This is a genomic window from Mesorhizobium sp. M7A.F.Ca.CA.001.08.2.1 (assembly GCF_003998455.1).
Classification (GTDB): Bacteria; Pseudomonadota; Alphaproteobacteria; order Rhizobiales; family Rhizobiaceae; genus Mesorhizobium; species Mesorhizobium ciceri.
The window spans coordinates 1-7,492 of the sequence record NZ_RZPW01000269.1 but is presented as its reverse complement, the minus strand read 5'-3'; the positions used below and the strand labels follow the sequence as shown (position 1 = coordinate 7,492).

8 protein-coding genes are annotated in these 7,492 nt (G+C 62.6%); 1 reads left to right on the top strand and 7 read right to left on the bottom strand.

Annotated elements, in window-relative coordinates:
- The 7 genes from EN914_RS17295 to EN914_RS17265 form a co-directional block, all read right to left on the bottom strand.
- The coding region (locus EN914_RS17295; RefSeq protein WP_164778769.1) for a transglycosylase domain-containing protein at positions 1 to 1,601 on the bottom strand (1,601 nt) is incomplete at its 3' end.
- A gap of 169 nt (positions 1,602 to 1,770) precedes the next feature.
- Positions 1,771 to 2,685 (bottom strand): hypothetical protein, encoded by a 915-nt coding sequence (locus tag EN914_RS17290; RefSeq protein ID WP_013529553.1) that lies wholly within the window; start codon positions 2,683 to 2,685, stop codon positions 1,771 to 1,773.
- Positions 2,686 to 2,703: 18 nt separating this feature from the next.
- The gene (locus EN914_RS17285) at positions 2,704 to 2,850 is read right to left on the bottom strand and encodes a hypothetical protein (protein ID WP_013529552.1); all 147 of its coding nucleotides are present in this window, start codon (positions 2,848 to 2,850) and stop codon (positions 2,704 to 2,706) included.
- 25 nt (positions 2,851 to 2,875) lie between these two features.
- Positions 2,876 to 3,130 (bottom strand): GlsB/YeaQ/YmgE family stress response membrane protein, encoded by a 255-nt coding sequence (locus EN914_RS17280; RefSeq protein ID WP_013529551.1) that lies wholly within the window; start codon positions 3,128 to 3,130, stop codon positions 2,876 to 2,878.
- 108 nt (positions 3,131 to 3,238) lie between these two features.
- Entirely contained in the window at positions 3,239 to 3,442 is a 204-nt protein-coding gene (locus tag EN914_RS17275; protein ID WP_013529550.1) for a hypothetical protein, read from the bottom strand.
- A 100-nt stretch (positions 3,443 to 3,542) separates the two neighbouring features.
- A complete protein-coding gene (locus EN914_RS17270; protein ID WP_013529549.1) occupies positions 3,543 to 4,163 on the bottom strand; it encodes a ribonuclease D in 621 nt (206 codons plus the stop codon).
- A 124-nt stretch (positions 4,164 to 4,287) separates the two neighbouring features.
- Positions 4,288 to 5,673 carry a M20/M25/M40 family metallo-hydrolase gene (locus tag EN914_RS17265; protein WP_013529548.1) on the bottom strand — a complete coding sequence of 462 codons (1,386 nt, stop codon included), beginning with the start codon at positions 5,671 to 5,673 and terminating at the stop codon, positions 4,288 to 4,290.
- A 416-nt stretch (positions 5,674 to 6,089) separates the two neighbouring features.
- Here EN914_RS17265 and EN914_RS17260 point away from each other — a divergent pair.
- On the top strand, positions 6,090 to 7,492 hold a 1,403-nt coding region (locus EN914_RS17260), incomplete at its 3' end, for a 5'-3' exonuclease H3TH domain-containing protein (RefSeq protein ID WP_281034658.1).

Below are 7,492 nucleotides of genomic sequence, written 5' to 3'. Positions count from 1 at the left end.
AAATGGATGTCGGGCTTGTAGCCGCAATTGGCAAAGGGGACATAGGCCGATGTCAACTCCAGCGGCGTCACTTCCGAAGTGCCGAGCGCGATCGAGGTGTTGGCTGTCAGGTCGGACTGGATGCCCATGCGGTGCGCCGCCTCGACAACCGCGTTCGGCCCGACCTCCATGGTCAGCTGCGCTGCCACCGAATTCAAAGACTTGGCCAGCGCGGTGGCCAGCGTCACCTTGCCGAAATACTTGCCGCCGTAATTGTCGGGCGTCCAGTTGCCGATCTTGATCGGCGCATCGTTGCGGATGCTGTCGGGCGTGCGGCCGGCTTCAAGAGCGGCCATATAGACGAACGGCTTGAATGCCGAGCCCGGCTGGCGACGTGCCTCCGAAGCACGGTCGAACTGGCTGGTCGAATAGTCGTAGCCGCCGACCATGGCGCGCACCGCACCGGAATCGTCGATCGACACCAGGGCGCCCTGGCTGACGTTGAGTTTCTTGCCGCTGTCGTCGATCAGCCTGCGGATCGATTGCTCGGCGAGCTTCTGCAGGTTCAGGTCGACGGTGCTGTCGATGACGATATCGCCGCGTACGTCGCCGATCAGGTCGGGCAGTTCCTCCATGATGGTATCGGCGACGTAATTCTCCGAGCCGGTCCAATAGGAAGGCGCACGCGTTGCCGGCGCGCTCATCGCCGAGGTCAGTTCCTTGGCGCTGATCTTGCCCTCGTCGCGCATGGCGGCAAGCACCAGCTGCGAGCGTTCCTCGGCGGCCTTCGGATCGCGTGCCGGGGACAGCCGCGACGGCGCCTTCAGCAGGCCGGCAAGCAATGCGGCTTCCGACAGGGTGACGTCGCGCGCGCTCTTGCCGAAATAGCGGCGCGAGGCGGCTTCGACGCCATAGGCGCCAGAGCCGAAATAGACCCGGTTCAGGTACATTTCGAGGATCTGGTCCTTGGTGTGCTTGTGCTCCAGCCATAGCGCCAGCAGCACTTCCTGCACCTTGCGCTCCAGCGTGCGGTCGGGTGTCAGGAACAGGTTCTTGGCCAATTGCTGGGTCAGCGTCGAGCCACCCTGCGAGAAATGCCCGCCAAGCACATTGGTGACCATCGCGCGGGAAAGCCCGATCGGGTCGATGCCGAAATGCGAGTAGAAGCGCCGATCTTCGATGGCGATGACGGCTTCCGGGATATAGGGCGACATTTCGTGCAGGCCGACCGCCTCGCCGCCGCTCATGCCGCGATTGGCGAGCAATTGGCCATCTGCCGAGACGATCTTGATGTTGGGGGCGCGGTCGGGAATCGACCAGGTCGTCGCCGCCGGCATCTTGGCACCGTAGTAGATGACGATGCCGGCCACGGCGATGCCGCCCCAGATGGCGAGCACGAAGCACCAGTAGAATAGCCGGCCGAGCACGCCGAACAGGCCGCGCCGGCTTCTGCCGCGCTTGACCCGCGACGATTTCCCTTTGGCCGGCTTGCGTTTTGCGGAGGCTTTGCGATTGCTCGGCACGACGCGATCCTCCTCGTTCACCGAAAGACCCGCCGAGGACCGCGCCTGCGGCGGCCCCTCGAAACTGGGTTCGATGCGACTGTCTCTGCGGTTCGCCATGCGCTGTGCTTGATGTCCCCGATGCCTATGGCGTTCGGGTTGAAGAGTAGATGCGGCGATTTAAGGGCGGGTTAAGTCGTGTTCGAATGCCGGCCTTGGGGTTGGGCAGCCAAAAAGGCCAGCGTCTGCTCTTTGCAGGTTACTGACGCCACGCTGTTCGCTGTCTCGTTCAGATGGGCTCGAACTTCACATCCGGCTGGTCGGGACCGCCGGCTTGCCGCAACAGCGCGACAATGTGTTCGCCCCTGTCGACCGGCTGTCGCCTCCAGTTCGAGGCGTTCGTGACGTGCAGCCAGCCATCGACAATCATGAAAAAATCCTCGGATTGATCATGTCCGGCGCCGAAGCGAAGCGATTTGTTTTCAGCGAATCGAATCAGCGCCGGATCGATCGACCTGTAGAGCACAGGCCAGTTGCCACCGCCGGAATCCATATGAAACTTGTAGCTCGGGGCGAAATCCAGTCGTCGCCGCAACAGGCTTCCGTCGAAAAAACAGAAGCCGGGCCACAGGAACCAGCCGCCTGGCGTCGGCGTATCGCGCCGCACGCTGCCGTAGAGGCTTTTGCCCTCCATCCGGGCGCGGATCGAAAACGGTTCAGTCGGAAAGATGTCATGATCGATGAAGCCGAACAGCTTCGGCCCGAACCTGGGCAAGAAATTCCGCACGATCCAGTTGAGCGCTTGACCGTGCGATCTGCTGACGACCAGCCTGTTCTTCGGCAATGCGACATAGGGGACATGCTGGCGACGGCAGAGATCGCGGATTGCTTCCCTTGCCTCGCCCTTGTTGCTGTTGTCGAAAACGATGTAGCTTTCGTGCTCGGCCAGGTATCGGCGTACCAGGTGGATCTGCCATTCGATCATTTCGGGCCGGTTGAAGGCCACGGTGGCGACGACCGCATCGCGGAATACCTGCTCTTGCCCCTGCAATTCGCTGACCGGTGCGGATGTCCTCAGAAAGCGAAACACCCGCCAACGATAGCGCAGCAGCGCCTCGCGCCTTGGCGGCCTGTTCAGCCTCTCCCATTCCGCCACGGTGATCGGGGGCTGATCGACGTCTTCCGGGGCGTCAGAAGCAACCATGTCGCGCCCCCGCATAGCTTAGTTCTGCTGGATCGAAATGCCCTTGTCGTCGATCTTGAGCTCGACGCCCTTGGGTTTGGTTTGCTCGCGATAGACATAGATGCCGAGCGCGATGACCACGACGACGAGCGCGCCGATGACGAGATAGAGCGTATTCTGTTTCATGGCGCGCTCTTTGCGTTGTCGAGCCTCAGGCTCGTTTCAGAACCTTGACCAGCACCAGCAGGATGATGGCGCCGATCGTGGCATGGATGATCGCGGCGAGAGTGCCGCCGCCGATGGAAAAGCCGATCCGCGGAAACAGCCAGCCGGCGATGAACGCACCGACGATGCCCACGATGATGTTGCCGATCAGGCCGAAGCCGAAGCCGGAAACGATGAGACCGGCGAGCCAGCCGGCGATGGCACCGATGATGATGAAGACGAGCAGGCTTTCGACACCCATAGCGATTTCCTCCGAGCAAGAGGGCGACCGCGGACCGGAAAGCCCGAATCGGCCTCGACATCAACAGCTTAGGCTATTCGAAAGCAGCCGGCCTCACCAGCGGCGCGCTTATTGATCGTCGTCGTCGCTTGCGGCAGGGCGCCAGCTGGTCGGCTCGACCTTCTTTTGCGTGTGACTGTCGATATAGACCCACCAGCCGTCGTCGCGATATTGCGCGATGGATTCGTTGATGACGCCGTCGCTGTCCTTCCAGGTCACGGAGACCTTGGAGCCGTCTGTCGGCGCGGTCGCAATCGGCTTTCTGTCCGCCATGTCATTATCCCCAATTGCACCGACAAACTGAGCCGACAGAACGCGACGGCCTGTATCCGGTTCCAAACGGTCACCGGCCCGCGGAGCGCGCCAACGGCCCTCAGCTATGGGCGAAGATATCCTCTTCGTCCCAGCCCATCAGGTCAAGCTTGGCACGCGTCGGCAGGAAGCGGAAGCAGGCATCGGCCTCCTTGGTCCGCCCATCGCGCGCCAGCCGTCCGGCCAGTACATCGCGCAACCGGTGCAGATAGAGCACGTCGGAAGCCGCATATTCGAGCTGTTCGGGCGACAGCGTCTCGGCCGCCCAGTCCGACGATTGCTGCGCCTTGGACAGCCCGACGCCGAGAAGCTCGAAGCAGATGTCCTTGAGCCCGTGGCGGTCGGTATAGGTGCGGGTCAGCCGCGAGGCGATCTTGGTGCAGAATACCGGCTCCGGCATGACGCCGAACGCATTGTAGAGAACGGCAAGATCGAAGCGGCCGTAGTGGAACAGCTTGGTTACGCCGCGGTTCCTCAGCAGGCTGACGAGGTTCGGCGCCTTCTTCTGGCCGGGCGCGATCTGGATGACGTCGGCGCTGCCGTCGCCGGGCGAAATCTGCACCACGCACAGCCGGTCGCGATGCGGATTGAGCCCGAGCGTTTCGGTGTCGATGGCCACTGCCCCGACATTGTAGTGCGAGAGGTCGGGCAGGTCGTTTTTATGGAAACGGATATCGGCCATTGTCTTCTCCGGTCGAGCCCTACAGTGCCCCCTGACCCGCAGGGGATGTTGCAGCGCTTTATCTTGTGGCCCGTCCTCGCCGCGATCGGCTGAAAAATCAACAGGAAAACAGGGGTTCCGCTGCTCAGCGCGTCAAGGCATCGAGAATCCGCGCCCACGAGCGCTGGCCCTTGTGGAAGGAGCTGAGCTCGTATTTCTCGTTGGGCGAGTGGATGCGGTCGTCGTCGAGGCCGAACCCGACCAGCAGCGATTCCATGCCGAGATAGGTCTGGAAATCGCCGACAACCGGAATGGAGCCGCCGCTGCCCGTCGTAACCGCCGGCTTCGGCCATTCGTCGGACAGCGCATTCTTGGCCTTGGCCAGGAAGGGCGAGTCGTAGGAAAGCTGGATTGCCGGCGAGCCGCCATGCGGATGGAATTCGACGGAACAGTCGGCCGGAATGCGCTCCTTGACGAACTTCTGGAACGCGGCCCGGATTTTTTTCGGGTCCTGCTTGTGGACGAGGCGAAACGAGACCTTCGCCGAGGCTTCGGCCGCGATCACCGTCTTGAAGCCCTTACCGGTATAGCCGCCGATGATGCCGTTGAACTCGGCCGTCGGCCGCGCCCAGGTCAATTCCAGCACGGAGCGGCCCTTTTCGCCCGACGGGATCGACAGGCCGACCGGTCCCAGGAACGTCTCGGCAGTCTCGCCGAGCGTCTCCCATGATTTCAGGATCTGCGACGGCGTTTCCTCGACGCCGTCATAGAAGCCGGGAATGGTGATGTGGCCGTCCTTGTCGTGGATATCGGCCAGCACCCTGGCCAGGATGCGGATCGGGTTGGCGGCGGCACCACCATAGAGACCCGAATGCAGGTCGCGGTCGGCGGCCTTCACCGTGATCTCCTCACCCACCAGCCCGCGCAATCCGACGCAGATCGACGGCGTGTCGCGATCCCACATGCCGGTATCGCAGACCAGCGCGAAATCGGCCTTGAGTTCGCCGGCATTGGCCTCGAGGAACGGCTTCAGCGAAGGCGAACCGGATTCCTCCTCGCCCTCGAACAGGATGGTGATGCGGCAAGGCAGATTGCCATGCACCTGTTTCCAGGCGCGGCAAGCCTCGACGAAGGTCATCAACTGGCCCTTGTCGTCGGCCGACCCCCGACCGACGATCACCTTGTGGTCCGGCCCGACCTCCTTGACAGCAGGCGCGAACGGATCGCTTTCCCACAATTCGATCGGGTCGACCGGCTGAACGTCATAATGGCCGTAAAACAGCACATGCGGCGAACCGGCCGGGCCGTCATGGTGCGCAACCACCATCGGGTGGCCGGGCGTGTCGCGAACGCTGGCGTCGAAGCCGATCAGCTCGAGTTCGGCCACCAGCCATTCCGCCGCCTTGCGGCAGTCGGCGGCATAGGCTGGATCGGTGGAGATGGACTTGATCCTGAGCAAGCCGAACAGGCGCTCGAGGCTCTGGTCGAGATTCTTGTCGAGACGGTCGAGGACGGGGGAAACTGCGGACATATGTGAAGCCTTTCGATTCAGAACCGGAACCGTAAAGGCATGACGGGAAAACGAAAAGCCCGCGATCATTGGACCACGGGCTGCAAACGTCTCTGCGAGGCAAAAAAAGACCGCCGTGGTGGAGGGGGAACCACGGCGGCCTTCTACTCGAAACGATGCGGCAGCCCGGAGAGGGGGGATAGGCTGCCGCAGGTGTCCGGGATAGGCGGGGGACGGGCCTTGCTCCGGACTCGGCGAAAACTGCCGATGACGTGTATTTGGGTCTCTGAACGTGGCGATTCAAGGGCACGAAAATTACAGTTTTGTAACATGGGCGTGAGCAGGGCGACCGCGATCTGTCAGGGTGTTGCCGGAACCGATAGTCGAGGCTGCCTTTGGCATGGACCAAGCCGCCGCGCCGCGCTATCCCTGCCGGCATGAAAAAAGGCGATCATCTCTTCCTTGTCGACGGCTCCGGCTACATCTTCCGTGCCTATCACGCGCTGCCGCCGCTGACCCGCAAATCCGACGGCCTGCCGGTCGGCGCCGTTTCCGGCTTCTGTAACATGCTGTGGAAGCTGATGCTCGACGCCCGCAATACCGATGTAGGCATCGTGCCGACGCATTTCGCCGTCATTTTCGACTATTCGTCAAAAACCTTCCGCAACGATCTCTACCCCGAATACAAGGCCAACCGCTCGGCACCGCCGGAAGATTTGATCCCGCAATTCGGCCTGATCCGCCAGGCGACCAGGGCGTTCAACCTGCCCTGCGTCGAGATCGAAGGCTACGAGGCTGACGATCTGATCGCCACCTATGCGAGGCTCGCCTGCGAAGCCGGCGGCGATACCACCATCATCTCCTCCGATAAGGATTTGATGCAACTGGTTGGCGATACGGTCGCCATGTACGACCCGATGAAGGACCGCCAGATCGGAATTCCGGAGGTCATCGAGAAATGGGGCGTGCCGCCGGAGAAGATGGTCGACCTGCAGGCACTGACCGGCGATTCGGTCGACAATGTGCCTGGTGTGCCCGGCATCGGGCCGAAGACGGCGGCGCAACTGCTCGAACAGTTCGGTGACCTCGACACGCTGCTGGCCCGGGCCGGCGAGATCAAACAGGACAAGCGCCGGGAATCGATCATCGCCAACGCCGACAAGGCGCGCATTTCTCGTCAGCTGGTGACGCTGATGAACGACGTACCGGTGACCGAGGGTCTGGAGGATTTCGTCCTGCACGCGCCCGACGGCCCGAAGCTGATCGGTTTCCTCAAGACCATGGAATTCACCTCGCTGACCCGCCGTGTCGCGGAAGCGACCAGCACCGAGGCCGGCGACGTCCAGGCCGTCGCGGTCACCGTCGAACGCGCCGATCATGCTCATGGCCCGGATGTTGGGGCCGGGTTGCCGCCGGTTGCCCGGAACGCGCCTGGCACTGAACCGGACGAAGCCGGCGGGACGGCGGAGACGTCAAAACAAGGCGATACCCCCTCCCTGCTCGCGGCACTAAGGCTGGAGCGCGCGGCCACCGGCAAGATCGACATTTCGGCCTATCACTGCATCCGCGATATCTCGGCCCTGAAAGTCTGGGTCGCCGAGGCACGGGAGGCTGGCATCGCCGCCTTCGACGTCAGGGCGACATCCGCCGATCCGATGCAGGCGGAACTGATCGGCATGGCCATCGCCACGGCTCCCGGACGCGCCGCCTACATTCCCTTCGCCCATATGAGCGGCAATGGCGACCTGCTCGGTGGTGGCGCGCTCGAAAACCAGATTCCGCTGCGCGAGGCGCTGGCGGTGCTGAAACCGCTGCTCGAAGACAGATCGGTTCTCAAGAT

Coding starts and splice junctions, on each gene's coding strand:
- EN914_RS17280 (WP_013529551.1), bottom strand. CDS start 3,130: ATGGGTGTCGAAAGCCTGCTCGTCTTCATCATCATCGGTGCCATCGCC.
- EN914_RS17290 (WP_013529553.1), bottom strand. CDS start 2,685: ATGGTTGCTTCTGACGCCCCGGAAGACGTCGATCAGCCCCCGATCACC.
- EN914_RS17265 (WP_013529548.1), bottom strand. CDS start 5,673: ATGTCCGCAGTTTCCCCCGTCCTCGACCGTCTCGACAAGAATCTCGAC.
- EN914_RS17270 (WP_013529549.1), bottom strand. CDS start 4,163: ATGGCCGATATCCGTTTCCATAAAAACGACCTGCCCGACCTCTCGCAC.
- EN914_RS17275 (WP_013529550.1), bottom strand. CDS start 3,442: ATGGCGGACAGAAAGCCGATTGCGACCGCGCCGACAGACGGCTCCAAG.
- EN914_RS17285 (WP_013529552.1), bottom strand. CDS start 2,850: ATGAAACAGAATACGCTCTATCTCGTCATCGGCGCGCTCGTCGTCGTG.